General features: G+C 70.1%; 9 protein-coding genes. 7 read left to right on the forward strand and 2 right to left on the reverse strand.

Annotated features, from left to right (window positions below; genetic code table 11):
- Positions 1–37 precede the first annotated feature (37 nt).
- The 6 genes from GFY24_RS33565 to GFY24_RS33590 are packed head-to-tail and all read left to right on the forward strand — an operon-like array spanning position 38 to position 19,950.
- The gene (locus GFY24_RS33565) at positions 38–10,360 is read left to right on the forward strand and encodes a type I polyketide synthase (RefSeq protein ID WP_309231647.1); all 10,323 of its coding nucleotides are present in this window, start codon (positions 38–40) and stop codon (positions 10,358–10,360) included.
- A gap of 25 nt (positions 10,361–10,385) precedes the next feature.
- Positions 10,386–16,517, forward strand: a complete 6,132-nt coding sequence (locus GFY24_RS33570; protein WP_153809146.1) for a type I polyketide synthase — start codon at positions 10,386–10,388, stop codon at positions 16,515–16,517.
- A gap of 29 nt (positions 16,518–16,546) precedes the next feature.
- Positions 16,547–17,419 carry a 3-hydroxyacyl-CoA dehydrogenase family protein gene (locus tag GFY24_RS33575; RefSeq protein WP_153809147.1) on the forward strand — a complete coding sequence of 291 codons (873 nt, stop codon included), beginning with the start codon at positions 16,547–16,549 and terminating at the stop codon, positions 17,417–17,419.
- A gap of 10 nt (positions 17,420–17,429) precedes the next feature.
- Positions 17,430–17,705: an acyl carrier protein gene (locus tag GFY24_RS33580; protein ID WP_309231648.1), complete on the forward strand. Its 276-nt coding sequence runs from the start codon at positions 17,430–17,432 to the stop codon at positions 17,703–17,705.
- Positions 17,702–18,811, forward strand: a complete 1,110-nt coding sequence (locus GFY24_RS33585) for an acyl-CoA dehydrogenase family protein (protein ID WP_309231649.1) — start codon at positions 17,702–17,704, stop codon at positions 18,809–18,811. The genes GFY24_RS33580 and GFY24_RS33585 overlap by 4 nt, the downstream gene beginning before the upstream one ends.
- A 14-nt stretch (positions 18,812–18,825) precedes the next feature.
- Complete coding sequence (locus GFY24_RS33590) at positions 18,826–19,950, forward strand: HAD family hydrolase (protein ID WP_153809148.1); 1,125 nt, start codon at positions 18,826–18,828, stop codon at positions 19,948–19,950.
- A 163-nt stretch (positions 19,951–20,113) separates the two neighbouring features.
- On the opposite strand, the gene GFY24_RS33595 is transcribed toward GFY24_RS33590, so the two are convergent.
- Positions 20,114–20,779 carry a class I SAM-dependent methyltransferase gene (locus GFY24_RS33595; protein WP_309231650.1) on the reverse strand — a complete coding sequence of 222 codons (666 nt, stop codon included), beginning with the start codon at positions 20,777–20,779 and terminating at the stop codon, positions 20,114–20,116.
- Positions 20,780–21,073: 294 nt separating this feature from the next.
- Here GFY24_RS33595 and GFY24_RS33600 point away from each other — a divergent pair, with 294 nt between their 5' ends.
- The gene (locus GFY24_RS33600; protein ID WP_228566900.1) at positions 21,074–21,883 is read left to right on the forward strand and encodes a thioesterase II family protein; all 810 of its coding nucleotides are present in this window, start codon (positions 21,074–21,076) and stop codon (positions 21,881–21,883) included.
- A gap of 34 nt (positions 21,884–21,917) precedes the next feature.
- On the opposite strand, the gene GFY24_RS33605 is transcribed toward GFY24_RS33600, so the two are convergent.
- Positions 21,918–23,828, reverse strand: a complete 1,911-nt coding sequence (locus tag GFY24_RS33605) for a BTAD domain-containing putative transcriptional regulator (RefSeq protein WP_194853119.1) — start codon at positions 23,826–23,828, stop codon at positions 21,918–21,920.
- Positions 23,829–25,251 lie beyond the last annotated feature (1,423 nt).

A 25,251-nucleotide genomic window follows, 5' to 3' on the forward strand; every position in this document is an offset into this window, starting at 1 on the left:
CGGACCGGCGTGGTCCCGGACGTATCGGAGGAGCACGGTGACCGAGCAGAAGCTTCGTGAGTACCTGAATCGGGTCACCATCGACCTGCAGCGCACCCGCCGGCAACTTGCCGAGGCCGAGGCCGCCGGGCACGAACCGATCGCGATCGTCGCCATGGGCTGCCGCTTCCCCGGCGGGGTACGCACGCCCGAACAACTGTGGGAGCTACTGGCCGAGGGCCGCGACACGACGACCACGGTGCCGCAGGACCGCGGGTGGGATATCGCATCGCTCAGCGCGGGCAATGTGTCCTGCCGCGGCGCCTTCATCGACGGGGTCGCCGACTTCGACGCCGCGTTCTTCGCCGTCTCCCCGCACGAGGCGACCGCGATGGATCCACAGCAGCGACTCCTGCTGACCACCGTCTGGGAGGCCGTCGAGCGGGCCGGTATCGATCCGGCGGCCCTGCGCGGCACTGCCACCGGCATTTACGCCGCGGCCGTCGACCAGGGGTACGCCCAGGTGGCTCTGGCCGCTCCCGAAGCGGTACGGAACTTCATCGTCACCGGCAATTCGATGAGTGTGCTGGCGGGCCGGGTGTCGTATGCGCTCGGACTCGAGGGACCGGCGCTGACGGTGGACACCGCATGCTCGTCCTCACTCGTCGGCGTGCATCTGGCCACGCAGGCGCTGCGCCGGCGCGAATGCACGCTGGCCCTGGCCGCGGGCGTCACCGTGATGTCGCTGCCGCTGGTCTACGCCGAATTCGGCAGGCAGGGCGCGATGTCCGCCGACGGCCGCTGCAAGGCGTTCTCGGCCACCGCGGACGGCACCGGCTGGGGTGAGGGCGTCGGTGTCCTTCTGCTGGAACGGCTTTCGGACGCCCACCGCAACGGGCATCCGGTGCTGGCCGTGATCCGCGGTTCGGCCCTGAACCAGGACGGCGCCAGCAACGGCCTGACCGCCCCGAACGGCCCCTCCCAGCAACGCCTGCTGCGCGCAGCGCTCGCCGACGCCGGACTCACCGCCGCCGACGTGGACGCCGTCGAAGCGCACGGCACCGGAACCACTCTCGGCGATCCCATCGAAGCCGACGCGCTGCTGGCCACCTACGGCCAGGATCGGCCCGAAGACCGGCCGCTGTGGCTCGGCTCCCTGAAATCGAACATCGGGCACACCCAGGCCGCGGCCGGGGTGGCCGGGGTCATCAAAACCGTCCTGGCTCTCGAACACGGCGTGCTGCCGCGCTCCCTGCACATCACCGAGCCCACCACCCACGTCGACTGGTCGGGCGGCAATGTCCGGCTGCTCACCGAGGACCGACCGTGGCCCCGGGCCGAAAGGCCCAGGCGCGCCGGAATTTCGGCGTTCGGCATGAGCGGCACCAACGCCCACGTGATCCTCGAACAAGCGCCCGACCCCGAACCCGGCGGCGCCCGGTCGCATCCGCCGGTCGCTCCCTACGCACTGGCCGGCCGGACTCCGGCCGCGCTGCGTGATCAGGCGGTGCGGCTGGCCGGGTTCTTGTCGGCCGACCCGGTCCAGGGCCTGGCCGATATCGGGTTCTCGCTGGCCACCACCCGCACGGCCTTCGAACACCGGGCCACCGTGATCGCCGCGGACCGCGCCGAGCTGCTCGCCGGTCTCGGTGCGCTGGCCCGCGACCTGGACCCCGTGCGCACCGGACCGGCCGCGCCGTCGAATATCGTTGTCGGCGAGACTGATTCGAACGTCGGCGGGACTGTGCTGGTGTTCCCGGGCCAGGGGGCCCAGTGGGACGGTATGGCCCGTGCCCTGCTCGCCGAATCACCGGTTTTCGCGGCCTCGATCGCCGAGTGCGAACAGGCGCTGACCGGGCTGGTGGACTGGTCGCTGACCGACGTGCTGTGCGGTGCTGCCGGTGCACCGTCGCTCGAGCGGGTCGATGTCGTGCAGCCCGCGTTGTTCGCGATGATGGTTTCCCTCGCGGCGCTGTGGCGCTCCTGGGGAGTCGAGCCCGCTGCGGTCGTGGGGCACAGCCAGGGGGAGATCGCGGCCGCGGTGGTGGCGGGCGGGCTCTCGCCGGCGGACGGCGCGAAGGTGGTCGCGCTGCGCAGTCGTGCGATCGGGGCGCTCGCCGGGCGGGGCGGGATGGTCGCCGTGGCGCTCGGGCAGGAAGACGCCGAGGCGGAGATCGCGCCCTGGACCGGTCGGCTCGCGGTCGCGGCCGTGAACGGTCCCGCCGCGGTCGTCGTCTCCGGTGATCCGGATGCGCTCGCCGAGTTGGTCGCCCGCTGCGGTGAGCGCGGCGTGCGCGCGACAACGGTGCCTGTCGACTACGCCTCGCATTCGGCCCAGGTCGAAGCGATCGGGGATGAGCTGCGGACGGCGCTCGCCGATATCGCACCGCGGTCCGGCCGTATCCCGCTGTTCTCCACCGTCACCGGCGAGCGGCTGGACACCGCCGAGATGAACGCCGACTACTGGTATCGCAACCTGCGCAGCACAGTCCGGTTCGACGCTGCCATCCGCGATCTGGCGCGAGCGGGGCACGATGTGTTCGTCGAGGCCTCGCCGCACCCCGTCCTGACCGTGCCGATCCAGGACACCTTGGAAGCCGCGGGCCTGCACACCGCGGCGGTGACGGGCACCCTGCGACGCGGCGAAGGCGACCTGCGGCAGGTGCTGACCTCCGCCGCCGTGCTCTGGACGCGCGGCGTAACCGTCGACTGGACAACAGCTTTCGCGGGCGCCCGCGCGGTCGTACTGCCCACCTACCCTTTCCAGGAACGGCGGTTCTGGCCGGAACCCGCCGAGCCGGCCGGCGACGCCGGCACACCCGCCGACAACGGCTTCTGGGATCTCGTCGATCGCGGCGACCCGGACGAGCTGGCCAGGGTGCTCGCGGTGGATGCCGAACCGCTCGCCAAGGTGCTCCCCGCGCTCGAGGCCTGGCGCCGGGGCCGCGGCGAACCCGCCGATCCACTGCGCTATCGCATCGCGTGGCGTCGGCTCGCCGACCCGCCGGCCGCGGTACTCACCGGCCGGTGGCTGCTCGTGCTGCCTGCCGGGGAGAGTGAATCGCCTCACGCCCAATGGATTACGCGCACCCTGACCGAAATCGGCGCCGAGGTCGACCACGTCGAACTCGCCGACACGGACGCCGACCGCGAGTCGGCCGCTGCCCGCCTCGCTGACCTCGAGCGGACCGGCGCCCGCGGAGCCGGCCGTGACGCGCCGACCGGCATCGTCTCCCTGCTGGCCATCGCCGAGCACCCGCACCCGGGGTATCCGGCCCTGCCCGCCGGTACCGCGCTGACTATCGCTCTGCTGCAAGCGCTGTGCGATCTCGGTTGGGCAACCCCGCTGTGGTGCGTGAGCACCGGCGCGGTCACCACCGGCGCCGCGGATCCGCTCACCGCTCCCCGGCAGGCGATGGTCTGGGGCACCGGCCTGGTGGCCGCCCTGGAGCAGCCGCAGCGCTGGGGCGGCCTGCTCGATCTGCCGCCGCAACCGGATGAACTCGCCCGGTTGCGATTCGGCGCTGCCCTGAGCGGGGCGGGCGATGTGGCGGGCGAAGATCAGCTCGCACTCCGGTCGAGCGGATTGTTCGCCCGAAGGCTGGTGCACGCCCCCCGGCCGGTGACAGCTCACGCGGTCGCGGCGGACGGCGACGCCGCACCGGGTGGGCTCGAAGGTCCGGATCGCCGCCCCTGGCGTCCGCGTGGCACAGTCCTGTTGACCGGCGGCACCGGGGCCGTGGGCGGGCATCTCGCCCGCTGGCTGGCCCGCGGCGGCGCCGAGCATCTGGTGCTGCCGGGCCGGCGTGGCGCGGACGCACCCACCGCCGAGCGATTGCGTGCAGACCTCACCGCGCACGGCGCCCGGCTGAGCATGCCCGTCTGTGACCTCGCCGACCGTGACCAGGTCGAGCGGCTGCTCGCCGACCTCGACGCACAGGGCACGCCGGTCACCGCTGTGGTGCACGCCGCCGCGTTCATCGCCCTCGCGCCGCTCGCGACCGCCCCGATCGGAGCATTCGCCGACGTGGTGGCGGCCAAGGCCGCCGGCGCCGCGCACCTGGACGCGCTGCTGGACCGGGACCTCGACGCCTTCGTCCTGATCTCCTCGATCGCCGGCCTCTGGGGCAGCGGGGACCACGGGGCCTACGCCGCGGGCAACGCCTACCTGCACGCGCTGGCCCAGCACCGCCGCGCCCGCGGACTGACCGCGACCACCGTCGACTGGGGCGTCTGGCAGACCGGTGAACCCGGCGCATCCCCGGACGCCGATCTGTTCAAACTCGACGAGCACGGCCTGCGCCGCATGAATCCGCGCACCGCCATCGCCGCTCTGCAGCAGATCCTCGACGACGACGAGACCGTCCTGGCGGTGGCCGATGTGGACTGGGAACGGTTCGCCCCCGTCTTCGCCTCGCACCGGTCCAGCGCGCTGCTGCAGAGCATTCCCGAGGCCCGCAGCGCGCTGCAGGGCGCACCGGCCGAATCGCCGGATTCGGTGGCGGCGCCACTGCGCCGGCGGCTGGACGGCCTTCCCGCCGCCGAGCGCACACGGGCCCTGCTCGACCTGGTCCGTGCCCAGGCGGCCGCGGTGCTCGGCCACGACTCGCCGCGACAAGTGCCGCCGGGCAAGGCATTCCAGGAGCTGGGCTTCGCCTCGCTGACCGCCGTCGAACTGCGCAATCGGCTCAATACCGCCACCGGGCTGCGACTGCCCTCCTCGCTCGTCTTCGATCACCCGTCGTCCACCGCGCTCGCCGCACACCTCGACACTGAGCTGTTCGGCACGCGGACAACCGATTCCATGCGTTCGGTGCCCACCTGGACCCCGGAGATGCCGGCCGCGGCGGACGATGACCTGATCGCGATCATAGCGATGAGCTGCCGCCTGCCGGGCGGGATCGACACGCCGGAGAAGTTGTGGCAGCTGCTGTACGAGGGCGGCGATACGGTCTGCGGTTTCCCGGCCGACCGCGGCTGGCCGGCGGCGGAGGAGCTTTACGATCCGGACCCCGACCATCCTGGCACAACGACCACGCAGCACGGCGGATTCCTCTCCGACGCAGGCGAATTCGACGCAGGCTTCTTCGGCATCTCGCCACGCGAGGCCGTCGCTATGGACCCGCAGCAGCGACTGCTGCTCGAAACCTCCTGGGAGGCAATGGAACGCGCGGGCCTGGACCCCGACGCGCTGCGCGGCTCCCGGACCGGCGTCTACGTCGGTGTCAACTACGGCGACTACGGTGCCGCCGTCGCCAGATCCGGGCAGGGTGAGGGCCACCTGCTCACCGGCAGCGCACCGAGCATCGTCTCCGGTCGCATCGCCTACACCTTCGGACTCGAAGGCCCCGCTCTCACCGTCGACACCGCATGCTCGTCCTCGCTGGTGGCCTTGCACACCGCGGTCCGCGCACTGCGCGGCGGCGACTGCACGCTCGCGCTGGTCGGGGGCGTCGCGGTGATGTCCACACCGGGCGCGATCCTGAGCTTCTCCCGCCAGCGCGGTCTCGCGGGCGACGGTCGGTGCAAGGCCTTCGCCGAGGCCGCCGACGGTATGGGCATGGGCGAGGGCGTCGGCGTCCTGCTCGTCGAACGCCTCGGCGACGCCCGCCGCAGCGGGCATCCGGTACTGGCCGTGCTCCGCGGCTCCGCCGTGAACTCCGACGGCGCCAGCAACGGCCTGTCCGCGCCCAACGGTCCGTCCCAGCAGCGCGTCATCCGGGCCGCGCTCGCCGATGCGGGCCTGTCGGCCGCGGACGTCGATGTTGTCGAGGCGCACGGCACCGGCACCACCCTCGGCGACCCGATCGAAGCACAGGCGCTGCTGGCCACCTACGGACAGGACCGCCCGGCCGGGCGACCGGTACTGATCGGCTCGCTCAAATCGAACATCGGCCACACCCAGGCCGCCTCGGGCGTGGCCGGGGTCATGAAAATGGTGCTGGCACTACGCGCCGCGCAGGTTCCGCGAACCCTGCACATCGATCGCCCGACCAGCCACGTCGACTGGGACACCGGCGCGGTCACCCTCGCGACCGAATTGCTGCCGTGGCCGGAGACCGGACGGGCGCGCCGGGCCGCCGTCTCCTCCTTCGGACTCAGCGGCACCAACGCGCACGTCGTTGTGGAGCAGGCGCCGGAATGGGAAGTCGCGCAGGGGAATCCAGCGCGCGGACCACTGGCCTGGGTGTTGTCCGCCCGCACCCCGGAAGCGCTGGCGGATCAGGCGGTGCGGCTGCGGGAACACCTGGACGCGGACGGCAGCGTCGACGCCGCCGACGTCGGGCTGGCGCTCGCCGGACGCACCGCGTTCGCGCATCGCCGGGCACTGGTGGGCGACTGCACCGAACTCGCGGCCGCCCTGCATGCGGTGGCCGACGGAATCGACACGCCCGCAACGGTATCCGGCGTGCAGGACGCAGAGGGCCGGACCGTGTTCGTGTTCCCGGGTCAGGGCTCCCAATGGGCGGGCATGGCCCGCGATCTCCTCGCCGAATCACCGGTGTTCATCGACCGGATGACCGAATGCGATGCCGCCCTGTCCGCCCACGTCGACTGGTCGCTGCTGGATGTGGTGCGCTCGGCCGCCCCGCTGGACCGGGTGGATGTGGTGCAGCCGGTGCTGTTCGCGGTGATGGTGTCGCTGGCCGCCGTCTGGCGCGCGCACGGCGTCGAACCCGACGCGGTGATCGGCCACTCCCAGGGCGAGATCGCCGCGGCCGTCGTCGCGGGCGGCCTGTCCCTCGCCGACGGCGCGAAAGTGGTGGCCCTGCGCTCCCGCGCGCTCGGCGAACTCGCCGGATCGGGTGGCATGGTCTCGATCGCGCTGCCGCTACCGCAGGTAGCGCAGCTGCTCGCACCGTGGGGCGAGCGCCTGTCCGTCGCCGCGGTGAACGGGCCTGCGGCCGTGGTCATCTCGGGTGAGACCGCGGCGATCACCGAGCTGCTCACCGCCTGCGACAGCGACGGCATCCGGGCCCGGCGCATCGACGTGGACTACGCCTCGCATTCGGCGCAGGTGGAGCCGATCGAGTCCGGGCTGCTCCGCGCGCTGGACACGATCACACCGGTCGCCGCCGCCGTCCCGCTGTATTCCACGGTGACGGGGGAGTGGCTCGACACGAGCGTCATGGATGCCGGTTACTGGTATGAAAACCTGCGTCGCACAGTCGGTTTCGAACCGGCTGTGCGCGACCTGTCGGCACAGGGTTACACCGTCTTCCTCGAGGTCAGCCCGCATCCGGTACTGACCGTCCCGATCGAGGAGACCCTGGACGCCGCCGGGCACGACGGCGCCGTCCTCGGCACCCTGCGCCGAGACGAGGGCGACCTGCGCCGGCTGCTGCTCTCCCTCGGCGAGGCGTGGTCGTGCGGACTCCCGGTGAACTGGCCCGCGCTCTTCCCGGACGCCCGGCACACCGACCTGCCGACCTATCCCTTCCGGCATCGCCACTACTGGGCGCTGCCCGCCGCCGGGACAGCCGGTGCGGATGTGGCCGCGGCGGGCTTGGACGCGGCAGGCCATCCACTGCTCGGCGCCGCCGCGGAGGTCGCCGACACCGGTGAGATCCTGTGCAGCGGAAGGGTGTCGGTCCATAGCCACCCATGGCTGGCAGACCACGCCATCGCCGATGTGGTGCTGCTGCCCGGTGCGGCGTTCGTCGAGCTGGCACTGCGCGCCGCCGCCGAAGCCGGGTGCGCCGTGCTCGCCGAACTGACCCTGGAAGCGCCCCTGGTACTGCCCGGCACCGGGGCGGTGCGCATTCAGATACGGGTAGGGGCACCCGCCGAGGACGGCGCACGCACGCTGACCATCCACTCCCGGCCGGAGGACGGCCCGGATCCACGCTGGCTCCGGCACGCGACCGGGACCGTGACCGAGCATGCGGTCCCACCCGTCGCCGAACCCGAGAGCTGGCCGCCACCGGACGCCACGCCGGTGCCGATCGACGACCTCTACGACCGCTTCGGCGAATCCGGCTACCGCTACGGTCCCGCCTTCCGCGCCGTCCGGGCCGCCTGGCGCCGCGGCAACGAGGTCTTCACCGAGATCCGCCTGCCCGAAAACGCTGACCTCGACGCCGCCTCCTACGGCATACACCCCGCCCTGCTCGACGCCGCACTGCACGGCATCCGGCTGGGGCCGGTGGGCGGCGCCGACCCCGAACCGGGCACCGCGCGAGTGCCGTTCTCCTGGAATCAGGTGAGCCTGCACGCGGCCGGGGCGACACAATTGCGGATCCAGCTGTCCTTCGACCCCGATGGTGACGTGACCATCCACGCCTCCGACTTCCACGGGCAACCGGTCGCCTCGGTCGCCGCCCTGGCGGTCCGCCCGATCCGCACCGACGCACTGCGTATCAGCGCCGCCCCCGACACCCTGTTCCGCGTGGAGTGGAGACCGCTGCCCGGGCCCGGCGCAGCACGACCCGCCGCCGGCCGGTGGGCAGCTCTCGCGCCGCTGAGCGCCGGCGTCGATCCCCGGACCCGATTCGACCGGCCTGCCGCCGAATCCGAGGCGCCCACCGAGGCGCCCGGTGCTGTTGCCGACTTCGACCGGCTCACAACCGAATTCGGAGCCCTCGCAGTGCTCCCGGATACCTTTGCCGATCTCGCTGCCCTCGGCGCCGCGATCGACCGGGGCGCCCCGGTGCCGGACGTGGTCCTCATCGAATGTCGCTCCGCTGGAGTGGATTCCGCGTCGGTGCACACCATGACGGCCGCCGCGCTGGTGCTGATCCAGCAGTGGCTGGTCGACGATCGGTACGCGGACAGCCGGCTGGTCTTCGTGACGAGCGGTGCTGTCGAGGTGTCTCCCGGTGCGGGCACGCCCGACCTGGCGGGCGCGGCGGTCGGCGGTCTCATCCGCTCGGCACAGTCCGAATATCCGGAGCGCTTCGTATCGGCCGACGCTGCGGACCCGCTGGAACTGCTCGCCCTGCTGCCCGCAGCGCTGGCCGCCGGTGAACCGCAGATCGCCGTTCGCGCAGGCGAAGTGCTCGCGGCCAGGTTGATGCGGGCCCCCGCGGCAGCCGCGAACGTGACACCGTTCGACCCGTCGGGCACGGTGCTGATCACCGGCGCGAGCGGTGTGCTCGGCGGATTGGTGGCTCGGCATCTGGTGCGCGAGTACGGGATTCGCAGGCTGTTGCTGATCGCCCGCCGAGGGCCGGACACGCCGGAGGCGGCCGGGCTCGCTGCCGAGCTCGGCGAGCTCGGTGCCGAAGCGGAGTTCGTCGCGTGCGATGTCGCGGACCGCGGGCAGCTCGCCGCGGCTTTGGCGCGGGTGCCCGCGGCGTATCCGCTGACCGCTGTCGTGCATGCGGCGGGCGTCCTGGACGACGGGATCGTGCCGTCCCTGACCCCCGAGCGTCTCGCCACGGTATTGCGGCCCAAGGTCGACGGCGCCCTGCATCTGCATGAGCTGACCCGCGGCCTGCCGCTGTCCGCCTTTCTGCTGTTCTCCTCCGCTGCCGGTGTCATCGGCACTGCGGGACAAGCCAATTACGCCGCCGCCAATGCGTTCCTCGACGCGCTGGCAGGCAGCAGACGCGCACAGGGCCTGCCCGCCCGATCCATCGCGTGGGGACTGTGGGAGCGACGCAGTGCGATGACCGGCAGTCTCGACGAGGCCGGACGGGGGCGGATCATCCGCGCAGGTGTGGCGGCCTTCTCCGACGCCGAGGGTCTCGAACTGTTCGACGAGGTACTGCGGCGGGACGAGGCACTGCTGGTACCCGTACGCCTGGACCTGGGCAGGCAGCGCCCGGCGACCGAGGTACCCGCTCTGCTGCGGGGGCTCGTCCGCGGCGTGGTCCGGCCGCGGGCGGCCACCGCCGTCGCCGCCGAGGCGAACACCCTGCGCCAACGCCTCACCGAAGCCGATGCACAGGAGCGGAAGACGTTGCTGGAGGACCTCGTCCGCGAGAAGGTCGCCCGGGTGCTCCGGTATCCGGTGGTCGCCGAGGTCGATCCGGAACTAGCCTTCCAGGAGCTCGGATTCGACTCGCTGACCGCCGTCGAGTTGCGCAACCAGCTGACCGCGGTGACCGGATTGCGTTTGCCCGCGACCCTCGTCTTCGACCATCCGACCCCCGAGGCCGTGGCGGGGTATATCGCCGAGCGCCTGGCCCCCGCGGCCGGGCCGGCAGGCGATCTCGGCGATGCGTCCAGAGACATCGACGACGAATCGGTGCGCCGCCTGCTGGCGGCGATCTCACCACAGCGCCTGCGGTCGGCCGGGCTGCTGGACGCACTGCTGCGGCTGGGAGAACCGCCGCGGCCCGCAGCGGACGACCTGGAATCGATTGCACCGGAATCGATCGCGGACATGGATGTGGACGGTCTGGTCCGCATGGCCCTCGGCGACGGCCGTGCCTGACCGCGCCGACAGCGAAAGGACTGCTATGACAACGGACCAGGTGGTCGAGGCCCTGCGCGCCTCCGTGCGGGACAATCAGCAACTGCGCCAGGAGAACCGCACACTGGTCGCGCGGGCGCGGGAGCCGGTGGCGATCGTCGGCATGAGCTGCCGCTTCCCCGGCGGCGTACAGACTCCCGAAGACTTGTGGCAACTGCTGATGGCCGAGCGCGATGGCGTCACGCCCGTCCCGGCCGACCGCGGGTGGGACCTGCCACAGGAACCGGGCGCACCCGCCCTCGCAGGCGGATTCCTGCACGATGCAATGGATTTCGACGCCGGATTCTTCGGGATCTCACCGCGCGAGGCCTTGGCGATGGACCCGCAACAGCGACTGCTGCTCGAGGTCTGCTGGGAGAGCATCGAGCGCGCGGGCATCGATCCGCAACGCCTGCGCGGCGGTGACACCGCCGTTTTCGCGGGCGTCATCAACAGCGACTACGGCAGCCGCCTCGGCCATACACCCGAGGACCTGGCCGGATTCCTCGGCACCGGAACCATTCCCAGCGTCGTCTCCGGCCGCATCGCCTATCTGCTCGGGCTGCAGGGGCCCGCGGTGAGCCTGGACACCGCCTGCTCGTCGTCCCTGGTCGCGATTCACCTGGCCTGTCAGGCCCTGCGCGCGGGCGACACCGCCCTCGCCCTCGCCGGCGGCGTCACCGTGATGTCCGCGCCCGGTGTGCTCAGCGGCGCTGCGCGGCAGGGCGGGCTGGCCCGTGACGGCCGCTGTAAATCGTTCTCCGACAGCGCCGATGGCGCCGCCTTCGGTGAAGGCGTCGGCATGATCCTGCTGGAGCGCCTCGGCGATGCGCGGCGCAACGGCCATCCGGTGCTGGCGGTCATTCGCGGCTCGGCCGTCAACCAGGACGGCGCGAGCAACGGCCTGACCGCCCCCAACGGCCCGGCCCAGGTGCGGGTCATTCGAAAAGCCCTGCGCAATGCGGGTCTGTCGCCCACCGAGGTCGATGCGCTCGAGGCGCACGGCACCGGCACGGTACTCGGTGACCCGATCGAGGCGCAGGCCGTGCTCGAGGTCTACGGCCAGGACCGTCCGAGGGGACGCTCGCTGCTGCTGGGTTCACTGAAATCAAATCTGACGCACACGCAGGCGGCGGCCGGAGTCGGCGGTGTCATCAAGATGGTGCTGGCCATGCGGCAGGGCATGCTGCCGAGGTCGCTGCACATCGATCGGCCGAGCGCACAGATCGATTGGAGCCGAGGCGATGTCGCGCTGCTGACCGAGGCCGGGCCGTGGCCGGTCACCGGGCAGCCGCGCCGCGCGGCGGTGTCCTCCTTCGGTGCCAGCGGCACCAATGCGCATCTGATTCTCGAGTCCGCGCCCGGTGACCCGGATGCCGCGCCGCCGGTCCGCACCGAGGGCCCGACGGCCTGGATCCTCTCCGCCCGGACGCCGTCCGCCCTACGCGCGCAGGCGGAACGGCTGCACGCGCATGTCAGCGCCGACCCGGGCCTGCACCCCGCGGACATCGGAATGTCGCTGGCGCTCAGCCGATCCCGATTCCCCGAGCGTGCGGTCGTGGTCGGCGCCGATCGCGCCGAGCTCCTGGAGACCCTCGGCGAGGTGGCGCGCGCGGACGGTGACCACCGCGGTGCCACCGCCGGGAAGCCCGGCAAGGTCGTGTTCGTCTTCCCGGGCCTCGGCGCGGAGTGGCCCGGCATGGCCGCCGAGTTACTGGACAGCTCACCGGTTTTCGCTGCCCGCATGGCCGACTGCGCACGCGTGCTCGCGGACCATCTCGGCTGGTCACCGATCGCGGTGCTGCGGCAGGAGCCCGGCGCGCCCTCGATCGGCCAGGTCGAAGCCCTGCAGCCGGTGCTGTTCTCGGTGCTGGTATCCCTCGCGGCGGTATGGCAGGCCCACGGCATCGAGCCGGCCGCGGTGGTCGGGCACAGCCAGGGCGAAGTGGCCGCCGCCTGTGTCGCGGGCATGCTGTCCCTGGAAGACGCCGCCGCGATCGCGGTCGGGCGCAGCCGCGCCCTCGCCGCCGTCACGGGCGGCGGCGCCATGGCCACCGTGCTGCTCACCGCCGACGAGGCGGAGAAACTGATCGACGGATACGGCGGCCGCCTCTCGATCGCCGCCGTCAACGGCCCACGCGTGGTCGTGCTCGCCGGCGAGGCCGCCGCGCTCGACGAATTCCTCGCCGACTCCGACGACGTGATGGCCTTCCGGACCCCGATCGATTACGCGCCACATTCTGCCGTCGTGGATTCGGTCCGCGACACCCTGCTCACCTCGCTCGCGGCGGTGACGCCCGGCCCGGGAACCGTCCCGATGCTGTCCACCACCGATGCGGAGTGGGTGCGACCTGCCACGCTGGGACCGGAGTACTGGTTCCGAAATCTGAGGCAGACAGTGCGTTTCCACGACGCCCTCCGGATCCTCTTCGACGCGGGCTATCGGACGTTCCTCGAGATCGGCCCACACCCCACCCTGACGTTCAACATCCAGGACGCGGCCGCTGAAGCTGGTCTCGAGGGCCTCACCGTCCTCGAAACCCTGCGCCGCGGTGAGGGCGACGCACACCGGCTGCTCACGGCATTCGGTCAGGCACACGTGTCCGGCTTGCCGGTCGACTGGCGTCCGGTGTTCGAACAGGCCGGCGCGCGACGAGCCGATCTGCCGACCTACGCCTTCCAGCGCACGCGCTACTGGCTCGACCCCGCCCCGGCCGGCGGCGACCCCGCCGCCATCGGCCAGGACGACCCTCGCCATCCGCTGCTGCGCGCCGCCGTCGAGCTGCCCGGCGCGGGCGGCACGATATTCACCGGCCGCCTCTCGGTAACGACCCACCCCTGGCTGGCCGACCACGCCGTGCGCGGCACCATCCTCCTGCCCGGCGTCGCCTACCTCGAGATGGCCGCCCACGTGGGCCGCCACCTCGGCTGCGCACTGATCGAGGAGCTCACACTCTCCGCACCCCTGGTCCTCACCGGCGCACCCGACGGCCCCGCGTTCCGGCTGCGGCTCACGGTCGCCGCCCCGGACCCGGCAGGCCGGCGCACCATCGAAATCCACTCGCGGTCCGAGGATTCCGGCTCCGAGGTGGAATGGACCGAGCACGGCAGCGGCGTGCTCGCCCCGGCGCCCGCAGCAGCCGGACCTATGCCGACCGCACTCTCGGCCCCGCCGCTGTCGTGGCCGCCCGAGGGCGCGCGGCAGTTGCGAGTCGACCGGCTCTACAGCGTGCTGGAGGCGCGAGGCGTGGAGTACGGTCCCGCTTTCCGTGGTCTCCGGGCCGCCTGGTCGTCCGGCGCGGAGATCTTCGCCGAGGTCGAACTGCCGGACACCGTGGCGGACGGGTTCGGTGTGCACCCGGCCCTGCTGGATGCCTTCCTGCACACGATCACGCTGCGCGGTGCCGACACCGATGCCGACCCGGACGCACAACCTGCGGCTTCCGGTGTGCCCCTGCCCTTTTCGTGGCAGCACGTGCGCATCTGGTCCGATGCCCCGGCGGGTCGCGCGCTGCGCGTCGGGCTGCGGCCGCAAGGCCCGGACGCGGTATCCCTGGAAGTCACCGACGGGGACGGGCGGCCGGTCGTCACCGTCGGCACGCTGGCCATGCGCACCGCATCCTTCGATTCCCTGCGCGCCCCGACCGATTCGCTGTTCCGTCTCGAATGGCCCCTGCTCGGCCCCACCGCCGGGACTCCGCCGCCGGCGGCTCGCTGTGCCGTCATCGACAGCGGAGGCGAGCGGCCGCCATCCATGACCGTCCTCGGCGAAGGTGACGAACCGGCGGGTCTCGATGCGGTGCTGCTTCCCTGTCCTGCAACGGATTCCGGTATTCCCGAGGCGGTGCATGCTATCGCCGCGAAGGTGCTGGCCCACCTCCAGGCCTGGCTGGCCCGGCCCGCCGGGGGGTGCCCGCCGCTGGTCATCGTGACCCGCGGTGCCGTGGATCTCGGTGAGCCGTCCCTCGATCTCGCGGGCGCTGCCGTCTGGGGCCTGGTCCGTTCCGCCCAGCAAGAGAATCCGGACCGGTTCGTACTCCTCGATACCGACGCTGCCGGGATTACGCCCGAGCTGCTCGCCGCGGTGCTGGCCAGTGGTGAACCGCAGGCCGCGCTCCGGGCGGGCGCTATCCACGTCCCCCGCTTGACGCGCGTGCGCGCCGCGACCGACCCGGGTGAACTCTTCGATGGCGCGGGCACCGTCCTGCTGACCGGAGGTGCGGGCACGCTCGCCGGCCTCCTCGCTCGCCACCTGGTGACGGCGCACGGCGTGCGCCGCCTTCTGCTGCTCGGACGCCGCGACCCGGCGGGGTCGGCCGAGCTGGTCGCCGAGCTCACGGCACTGGGTGCGCAGGTGACCGCCGAATCCTGCGATGTCACCGATCGTGCGGCCGTCGATGCCGTGCTCGCGCGCATCCCGCAAGCGCATCCGCTGACCGCGGTCGTGCACACGGCCGGCGTCATCGACGACACCGTACTGGGCGATGTCACCCCCGAGCGGCTGAGCGCGGTACTGCGGCCCAAGATCGACGGCGCGTGGAATCTGCATGAGGCCACGCTCGGCCTGCCGGTGCGCGCGTTCGTGGTGTACTCGTCGATCGCCGGTGTCCTCGGCGGACCCGGCCAGTCGGCGTACGCGGCGGCCAATGTCGCCATGGACGCGCTGATGGCCATCCGTCACCGCGCGGGTCTCCCGGCCAAATCGCTGGCGTGGGGCCTGTGGGAGCAGCGCAGCGAGCTGACCGCCGCGCTCTCCGACGTCGATCTGAATCGTATGTCCCGCAGTGGAATTCGCGGACTCTCCGCCGAAACCGGTGCGGCGCTGTTCGATGCGGCGCACGCCGTGCCCGACCCGCTGTTGATCCCCGCCGACCTCGACCTCGCCGCCCTGCGCAACGGCCCGATACCGCCGCTGCTGCGCGCGCTGGTGCGATCCCCGCGCCGGCCGCGGCCGGCGACCGACGACCGGCTGCGCGACCGGCTCGACGCCGCGAGCGCCGAGGAACAACCGGGCATCCTCCTGGAGACGGTGCGGCAGTACGCCGCCCAGGTACTCGGGCACGACGATGCCACCGCGGTCGGCGCCGACGACCAGTTCCTGTCGGTCGGATTCGACTCTCTGACCGCGCTGGAGCTACGCAACCGCCTCGCCGCGTCCCTCGGAGTCGGCCTGCTCCCGACGGTCGTGTTCAGCAGTGGCACCCCGGCGAAACTCGCCGAACTGGTTGCCGCGGAATGGAAGTCGGCGGCGTCAGCGGCACAGGGCGTGACTGCGGCCGTACCGCCGCCGAGCGCACCAGACCCGGATCCGGTCGGCATCCTGTTCCGGCAGCTGGGCCGGCGCGGCAAGGCCGACGAGGCCATCGATCTGCTCAAGAACGCCTCCGCGCTGCGACCGGAATTCCACACGGCCGCCGAGCTGCGCGGCACGGACGAACCGCCGCGGCTGATCCGGATCACCACCCACGACGACGCACCCGAGCTGGTGTGTCTCGGTTCCCTGGTCGCGCTCGGCGGCGGCCACCAGTACGCCCGCTTCGTCGCGCAGTTCCGCGGTACCTACGGCGCGAGCGCCCTGTCGGCGCCGGGTTTCCTTACCTCCCAGCGTCTTCCGTCCAGCTTGCCTGCACTGTTCGACTATCAGGCCGAGGAGATCCTGGAACGGGTGGGCGGGGAGCGCCCGCTGGTCCTGCTCGGTTCCTCCTCGGGCGGCATCGTCGCGCACGGCGTGGCCGCGCAGCTGGAGCAGCGGGGTGTGCGCCCGGCCGCCGTCGTGCTGCTCGACACCTATCTGTCGTCGGACAAGGCGATGACGCAGTTCAACAACGTGCTGCTGCAGGGCATGTTCGAGCGTGAGGAACAGGCCGTCCCGATGGACGGCGCCCGGCTCACCGCGATGGGCAAGTACTTCCGGCTCCTCGACGACTACCGGGCGCCGGTGGTTGCGGCGCCCACCCTGCTGGTGCGGGCCTCGAGTCCGCTCGGCGAATCGGCGCCCGCCGTCGGTGACTGGCGTTCCAGCTGGCCGGGTGCGCACACGGTGGTCGACGTGCCCGGCGATCACTTCTCGATCTTGGAGCAGCATTCGGCGACCACCGCCCGGGCCGTCTCCGATTGGCTCGAATCGATCCTGTCCTGACTGAAATGCATTGAGAGGAAGGCCTATCGATGAAAACGGAACCTGAGTCCGACACCCCGGAGGGGCAGCTGATCGCGGTGGTCGGCGCCGGCGTCATGGGCGTCGGTATCGCCACCCTGGCACTGGTTCGCGGGCTGCCGGTCATCCTGGTCGATGTCGACGACACCCGGCTGAGCGAGGCCCACACCAGAATCGCGGCGGAACTGCGGATGGCCCAGCTGATGGGCCGGCTCGCGGACGACGAGGCGGCCGGTGCGCTGACGACGACCACCGCGATCGCCGACCTCGGGCCCGCCACGGTGGTCATCGAGGCGACCACCGAGGACCTCACGGTCAAGGCGAAGGTGTTCGCCGAGATCTCGGCGGTGGTGGCCCACGGCACCCCGCTGGTCTCGAACACCTCGTCGATCCCGATCGACGAGCTCGCCGGTTTCGCACAGCGGCCCGAGGACGTCGTCGGCACCCATTTCATGAACCCGCCGTACCTGATTCGGACGGTCGAGGTCATCCGCGGGGCGCGCACCGGTGCGCACACCATGGCGGCGCTCGAGGGTGCGCTGGCCGCGCTGGGACAGGATCCCGTCGTCGTCCGGGACACCCCGGGCTTCGTCACCAGCCGCGTCCTGCACCCGATGATCAACGGTGCGGCCCGGGTCGTCGAGCAGGGCACCGCCACCGCCACGGACGTCGACGCACTGATGGAGAACTGCCTGGGCCATCGCACCGGGCCGCTGCGCACCGCCGACCTGATCGGCATCGACAACCTCGTCGATTCGCTGCAGGTCCTCTACGCCCGCACCGGTGACGAGGGCTGCCGCCCCTGTGACCTGCTGCTGGAGAAGGTCCGGCTGGGCCACCACGGCCGCAAGTCCGGCCGCGGATTCTACGAGTACACGAACTGAGGAGAAGACAGTGGACGCAACGAATACCCAGGTCGAGCAGGCGGAGAGCATGGACATCCAGCAGGATGTGCTGACTTTCCTCGACACCCAGACCAAGCGATCCTGGGGTCCGGAGGCCGATCTGTTCGCCGCCGGTGGCCTCTCCTCACTGTTCGCCATGCAGCTCGTGGTGTTTCTGGAGAAGACCTACGGCATCGCCATCCGGGGAAAAGACTTGCGGCTGGACAACTTTCGCACCGTAGTGAATATGGTGGCGCTGGTGGAGCGGCTCCGGAGCGAACTGTGAGCGGCGGACTGCTCGCGGCGTGCGAGGCCGCCACCGACCTCGTGGGTGACCAGGCCGGGCACTGGGACCGCACCGGACTGCTGCCCCGGGACCTGCTGACCAAGCTCGGCGCCGCCGGATACCTGTGCCCGCAGGTCCCGGCCGGGCTCGGCGGCCTCGGCTGGGACAGCGCCCTCGACGGGGAGTTCACCGCGCACGTGGGCAGTCTGTGCTCCTCGCTGCGCAGCATCATGACCTCGCAGGGGATGGCGGCCTGGACCATCGCGCGGCTCGGCACCGAACAGCAGCAGGCCGAATTCCTGCCCCGTCTGACCGGTGGAGAACTGGCCGCGGTCGCCTTCAGCGAACCCGGCGCGGGCAGCGACCTCTCGGCCATCGGGACCCGCATCGTCCGCGCCGGCGACGAGGTCGCCATCGACGGTCACAAGACCTGGTCGACGGCCGCGGCGTACGCCGATCTTGTTGTCGTCGTAGGCATTATGGACGACGGCGGCGCCGGGGCGGTGGTGGTGCCGACGGATGCGCCCGGCGTGCGGGTGGACCGGATCGAGGATCCGCTGGGTTGTCGTGCGGCCGGCCATGCCGACCTGCGCTTGACACAGGTGCGGGTGCCCGCCGCGCACCTGCTCGGTGACGGCGGTCAGTTCCTGCCGCTGGTGGTGACGACGGCTCTCGCCTACGGCCGGATGTCGGTCGCCTGGGGCTGCGTCGGCATCCTGCGCGCGTGCCTGGCGGCGGCCGGGGCGCACGCCAGATCGCGTGAGCAGTTCGGGCGGACGCTGGGCGGTCATCAGCTCATCGCCCGGCACCTTGCCGACCTGCTGGTCGCCGAGCAGATCGCGGCCCGCGCCTGCGAGTACGCCAGTCGCTGCTGGGATGAGGGGTCGCCGGATCAGGTGCTCGCCACCGTGCTCGCCAAGCATGTCGGCGCCACCCAGGCGGCGCGCGGCGCGGCGGTCGCCGTACAGGTCCTGGCCTCGGCGGGGACGCGGGACGGGCACATGGTGGCGCGCGCGTACCGCGATGCCAAGTGCATGGAAATCATCGAGGGCAGCAACGAGATGTGCCAGCTGCTGCTGGCCGATCACGTGCTGGCCAATGCGTGATCGGAGAGGTGGTCATGACGACGGAAGCTGTTCCCGCGCAGGTAAGTACGATCAAGTGCCTGGTCTGGGACCTCGACAACACCCTATGGCAGGGCACACTGCTCGAAGATGGTGAGGTGGTGCTCGCCGAGACCATCCGCGACGTCATCGTCGAACTGGACTCCCGCGGCATTCTGCAGTCGGTCTGCAGCCGCAACGACCACGATCCGGCCTGGGCGCGGCTGCGGGCACTCGGGCTCGCCGAGTACTTCGTGCTGCCCGAGATCGGCTGGGGGCGCAAGTCCGACGCGGTGCGCCGCATTGCGGAGCAGCTGAACTTCGCGCCGGCGACCATCGCGTTCATCGACGATCAGCCCGCCGAACGCGCCGAGGTGACCTATCACCTGCCCGAGGTGCGCTGCTACCCGGCGGAGGCGGCCGCGACGCTCGCCGGACTGCCCGAATTCACTCCGGCGGTGAGCACGGTGGATTCGCGCCGCCGCCGGGAGATGTACCAGGCCGGGTTTCGCCGCGACGCCGAACGCACCGAATTCGACGGTGCGGACGAGGATTTCCTGCGCTCGCTCGAGCTCGTGCTGCACATCGGGCCCGCCACCGAGGAGCAGCTGTCGCGGGTCGAGGAGCTGACGCTGCGCACCAGCCAGATGAACGCCACCGGTGTGCACTACTCGGATGCTGCACTGCGCGCACTGCTGCGGGATCCGAAGCACGAGATCCTGGTTGCGGCCATGTCCGATCGCTTCGGGCCGCACGGTGCGGTCGGCGTGATATTGATCGAAAAGCATTCCAGCGTATGGCATCTCAGGCTGCTGGCGACCTCGTGCCGGGTCGTCTCGTTCGGTGCGGGCTCGACCCTGCTCGCCTGGCTCGGGGACCGGGCGCACCGGGCGGGCGTGCATTTCGTGGCCGACTTCCGCCCCACCGACCGCAACCGCATGATGGAGATCGCCTACCGGTTCGCCGGCTTCGACGATGAACCGTGTCACTGCCGCGATGCCCTTGCCGCACCCGAGGTCGCGAGCGTCGAGCGACTGCACCTGCTTCCCGCCGAATGGAGCGGGTCGGCCACAACGCGGCTGGAAACGACCGACTCGATCGGCGCACCGGCAAGCGCTCCCGAAGCCGCGCGTCGATCGTGAACTGCAGTCCCGGCGAGAAGCGGTCGCCGCGTCTCGCCGCGTCTCGCCGGGACTTCGGCGCCGATATCCGGGGATTCGTGGGCCGCATCGGTCGTCACCTTCGGATCCGTTGCAGCGCAGGGTGTTCCGGTGGGCAGCTCGGCAGACTGAACGCGGCCCGCGCTCAGGTGAGCCGGTGCGCCAGGGTGATGCCGTCGGCCATGGTCAGCATGCTGATCTCCACACGGTCGTCGGACCGCAGGAGGGCATTGAGCTCGCGCACACCCTGCGTGTCCGCGTCCTGCGCGCCCGGATCGGCCACCCGCCCGAAGAAGAGGGTGTTGTCCACCACGATCAGGCCGCCGAGCCGGACGAGTTCGAGTGAAAGTTCGTAGTACCGAGGGTAATTGGCCTTGTCCGCGTCGATGAACACCAGATCGAACAGGCCCGGGCCCTCGTCGGCCAGCATCTGCTCGAGCGTCGCGCAGGCCTCGCCGACCCGCAACTCGATGCGGTCACCCACCCCCGCGCGACCCCAGTACGGGACGCCTATCGCGGGCCACCGGTCGGTGATGTCGCAGGTGATCAGACGGCCCGTGGCGGGCAGCGCACGCGCGAGGCACAGCGTGCTGTAGCCGGTGAACGTACCGATCTCCAGAATCGCGTGAGCGTTCACGAGTCCGGCGAGCAATGCCAGCAGTTGTCCCTCCTCGGCGAGCACCTGCATGGCCGTCCCGCCTGGCAAGTCCGCGGTTTCCGCTCGCAATTCGCGCAGAATCTCGTCCTCCCGGAGGGAGACGTGCCGGATGTAGTCGGTGAGTTGCGCTGTGACTGCTATCTGATCGGCCACGATGATCCTTCGTAAGGGAGCGGTCAAGAGGGTGCCCATCCCTCGCCCGGTGTGTGCACCGCGGGCGATGTCGATGCTGGCAGGGGCCGATAGCGTTTCGGTAGCGCCCGGGTGTCCGGTGCGGGGCCCGTGCGATATCGCGGCGGAATCCGCGAGCCACGGCCCGGCAATACGCTGCGGGAAGTGCCCGTCATCCGAATTCCGCCGTGCGGTTCGCCGCGAGACGGGTCGGCCCGTGACGGTGCACGGGCTTCCTGCCGGACCGGCGGATTGTGATCGCATCGGAACAGTGAAATGGACAACATGGACGACGAGAAGAACTGGTTCAGGCGGCTGGCGCCTGCGGATCGGGCCGGGCACCGGCTCGTCTGCTTTCCGCACGCGGGCGGCGCCGCGAGTTACTTCCTGCCGGTGGCGCGGGCGCTGGCGCCGGAGGTCGATGTCGTCGGCGTGCAGTACCCCGGTCGTCAGGACCGCCGCAACGAGCCCGGCATCGGAGACATCGGTGAGCTTGCCGACCGAATCCACGAGCTCATGCGGAAGTGGGCATCAGAGCCGCTGGCACTGTTCGGGCACAGCATGGGCGCAGTCATCGCGTTCGAAGTAGCTCGGCGTCTGCGGCGGGACAGTCCGGGGCGGCCCCTGCACCTGTTCGCCTCCGGGCGTCGCGCCCCGCACCTGCAGCGCGGAGACATGGTGCACCTGCGCGATGATGCGGGCATCGCCGCCGAGGTGCGTTCGCTCGGCGGCACCGAGTCCCTGCTGCTCGAGGACCCGGAGGTGCTGGCGATGATCCTGCCCGCCTTGCGCAGCGACTATCGCGCGGTCGAGACGTACCGATTCGCCCCGGACGGCCCGCCGCCGTGCCCGATCACGGTGCTCACCGGAGACCAGGATCCGCACACCACCGTCGAGGAGGCACGGGAGTGGGTTCACCATTCGGGCGACCCGTTCGACATGCGGGTTTTTCCCGGTGGCCACTTCTTTCTGAGCAGTAGCGCCACCGGCGTGCTGGCGCTGCTCTCGGATCATTTCGAGGCATCCGGGTCGAGCCTGGCGATCGGCCCGCGGTCGGATCGACCGGGTGCGCGGTATCGGGCGTGACGTCGGGTGTCCGCGCCCGGTACCGCGCACCCGGTCAGGACAGGAGTCGTTCGGCGGGCACGAAGGGCACGTCCGTCGGGTATCCGTGCTGGCTCAGGCGCCGCAATGCGGCGATGTAGTACCCCGACAGCTCCTCCTGGTAGAGGCGTTCGCGAGCAAAGGCCCAGCTCAAGCGGTCAATGGTGTAGTGGCCGCGGTTCGGCCCGCGCAGGACGTGTACCTCTGCCAATTCCTCCAGCAGATCCTCTGCCCGGTTCTCGGAACACTCCAGCAGTACGGCGATGGTGTGCGGCCGGATGTGGCGGCTGGAGATCATGCCGAGCCAGCGGAAAGCCTTGCGCAGCTCGTCGCCGTCCTTGGGACGGTGGCCCAGTGCTCGGTACCAGCGGTCCAGCGGCGCACGGATCGAGAGATCCCCGACCTGTAGTTCGTTCAGGATTCGCTGGGGATCGTCGAGCCTGCGCGCGGTGTCGTCCAGCCTGCGATTCGGCCGGTTGAGCAGGCGCAGGCCGATGATGCGCAATGCCAGGGGCAGGCCGGAACAGGCCTGTACGACAGATCGTGCCGACTCGATTTCATTGTCGACCCGTTCCTTACCGATAATCCCGGCCAGCAGGTCCATCGCGATCTGTTCGTCCAGTGGCGCCAGCGCGATGGTGACGGACCCGTCGAGGTCGGCGAGACGCCGGCGGCTGCCGACCAAGCTGCGGCTGTCGCCGCCAGCGGGCAGCAGTGGACGCGCCTGGGAGGCGTCGCAGACATCGTCGAGCACTATCAATACCCGGCGCTGGGCGACTACGGAACGGTAGAGCGCAAGCCGGCTGGTGTCGCTGTCCGGGATGGCCGCGCGAGGCAAACCCAGGCTGATCAGGAATCGCAGGGCGAGCGCGCCGGGATCGACCGATGAGCCGTCCGGTCCGGTGAGACTCGCGTAGAGCTGCCCGTCGGGGAACTCGTCGGCGACGGCGTGCGCGACCCGCAGCAGCAAGCTTGTCTTCCCGATGCCGGCGGCCCCGGTGACGATGCCCGCCGCGACCGCTTGCCGTGGGTCCGATCGCGTGATGAGCAGCTCGGTCAGTTCATGGATTTCACTGTCTCGGCCGATGAAATCCCGCACCCGGGGAGGAAGCTGCGCGGGCAGCGGGATCTCCGCGCCTGCTGCCGGGGGATCACTGTGCGAGGGAGGTGCGATGGTGATCACTGATCCGTCTTCTCCGCGCAGGATGCGGGCTTGCATCTCGCGCAGTTCCGAGCCGGGTTCCATGCCGAACTGCCCGATCAGGTCGTCTCGGACTCGTTGGAAGAGCTCGAGCGCTTCCGGTTGCTGCCCGGCGCGAAACAGCGCCAGCATGAGCCGGCCGACAAAGGCTTCATTGAGCGGGTGCTCGCGCACGACTCGGCGTAGTTCGGGCAGGATCTCGGCATGTCGGTGCAGTTCGAGCTGCATATCCACCCGCCAGCCCAGGGTTTGCAGCCGTAGCTCTCGCAGGTGGCCGCTCTCGGACTCGTGCAACCGGGTGCACGGTACATCCGTGAACGGGTCGCTGCGCCACAGGCTCAGCCCGCGGTCGAGTTCTTCCACCGCGCCCGCGAGTTGCCCCGACTCGGCGAGCGTCTTGGCTGCCCGCCGATGGGACAGGAACCTGCCGAGGTCGGTGTCGTTGTCCTGTATCTGGATTCGATAGCCAGGTGCACGGGTCTGGATTCGTTCTACTCCGAACGGGCCGAGTGCTCGCCGTAACCGCATGACATAGGTGCGGACAGTGGCCGCCGCACTCGGTGGTAGTGGATCGTCCCAGACGAATTGCGCGATGCGGTCAACAGAAATGATCTTATTGGGATTGAGCAACAGCGTTGTCAATACGATGCGCTGCCGTGGTGCCGAGATAGCCACCTCGCCTTCCCCCGAGCGGACAACCAACGGGCCGAGAATCAGGAATTCCACTACCTCTCCTCCTGGAGCAGTTCGGGACAGACCCCCCTGTACCTGAACTGCTTGGACAAGCCTGTCCATCCACTGCTGCCCAGCAGTCGCCCGGTGATTCATCACCGTTTCCCCCATCGACTCCCGAGACTGTGCAGTTTCAACGCGAGTTGAATTCGATGTGACGGCATAAATGGATGGCACGCACATCGATGGGCGCTTCAATTCTTTTCGACGGAATTCTCCAATGTATACATCGGATAATTCGGGGCAACAGTGAAGGCTGCGACTCTGCAGAGCAAGACCCTGGGCGGCGCCTCCTGGACCAGCGATCGAAGTTATAGCGAACTCGCCTGACGTTACCAGAGGATGTACACTACCGTCGATACATAGTTATCGACGGTATCGAGTATTCCTCGGATTGTTTTCCTGCGCCTTTCGGAGTCGCGTCAGGCTTGTTTCGAATAGGCGACCGACTGGTCAGTATTTGACGAATGGCGAGCTTTCCGCGCTGGTCCGGACGTCTGTGCCCGCGTGCTCGCCCCGTGCTCATCTCCGCATGTCAGTGATAGCGGTACGCTCTGAAATCGATTGGGGCACGGGGTCTTCGGTTGTGATGTACGCACTACCGCAGTGGCCTGTCCTCCGCGTCGAACATCGAAGGTTGCATTCCGAGTGTGTCGGCGCCGCCGCGATGCGTCGCATTCCGGTCATGTTCTCTCAACGGCCGGAGTAGCGCAGGCGGACCGGCGATATCCGCGACGGCCATTGTTGATCCAGATTGCCCTGGTTGCCGGCCATCGATACCGAACTTGATTCATCAACCTGAATTACTCATCGTTGGTGGAATTCGAGCCGCGGCGGATCGGTATTCGACAAACCGGTAATATCCATGCGATGCAACGAGCGCAGGCGTATCCACGGCTACCTTTAGGCTAATTATCTGGGTTTCGTGCCCCTGTCGTGACCGGCTCGTAGTGCGAATTCTCGCGCAGAGCCGGTCCGATATTGCCTTCCGGTCAGAATTCCCGGAGGTGACTCGTATTATCAAGGGGCTCAACACAACTCGGCTCAAGAGTTTCGATCACAACCGTTCGCCAGCCGCTGTATCGCCGACGCCGGGGCGATCTCCGCGTCCGACCGCCAGAAGGCCTCCCGGCTCGAGCCCTCGTCGGACATCGTGGCGCCGGTGACCCAAGTGGGTGTGGAGGTGGTCTTGACGGTGGCGTTCACGGCCGACACGAAGGTGTGTACCGCGGGATCCGATCAAGCCGGCCACGGACGACGCCACCGAACCGCGCAGTTGTTTTCTTTTCTCGGTGAAGTCTGATTTCGTAGCAACCAGGGTATTCGGTCTTTTTGTCGACATGCAAGCTTCATATCGACTGATCCATCTCGATTCCATTCTGCTGCCCAGTGGACTGGGTGAAAAAATTGGACAAAA

It is taken from the genome of Nocardia sp. SYP-A9097, assembly GCF_009649815.1.
Lineage (GTDB): Bacteria > Actinomycetota > Actinomycetes > Mycobacteriales > Mycobacteriaceae > Nocardia.